The sequence below is a fragment of the Adlercreutzia equolifaciens genome (assembly GCF_029076695.1).
GTDB classification, from domain to species: Bacteria; Actinomycetota; Coriobacteriia; order Coriobacteriales; family Eggerthellaceae; genus Adlercreutzia; species Adlercreutzia equolifaciens_A.
Window position 1 is genome coordinate 1 of sequence record NZ_JARFIK010000280.1, and the last position, 313, is coordinate 313.

At 65.8% G+C, this 313-nt stretch carries 1 protein-coding gene; it reads left to right on the forward strand.

Annotated features, from left to right (window positions below):
• On the forward strand, positions 1–313 hold a 313-nt coding region (locus tag PZH32_RS12410), incomplete at both ends, for an FIST N-terminal domain-containing protein (RefSeq protein WP_343074571.1).

The following is a 313-nucleotide window of genomic DNA, read 5'->3' on the forward strand; positions in this document are numbered from 1 at the left end:
GTGTATTGCAGCTGCTATTACGATGATAACGAAGTAGTGGCCGGTGTGGGCGAGGCTCTGCCCGAGGTGCCCGTGCTCGGCAACACTTCTTTCACCGGCGTTGTTGTGCCCGGCGCTGGTTATGTGGGCGGCGACACCCCGTTCGTGGGCGACATGGCCCTGTCCGATCCTGGCATGACGGTGGGCGTGGCCGCGGCCGATCGTTCCCAGAACAGCGATCCCACCGAGGCGGGCGCCGCTTTGGCTTCGGCTGCCATGGAGGCTGCGGGCCGCGCTGACGCTCCCGACTTCTTCTACATGGCCGCTTCTCCGG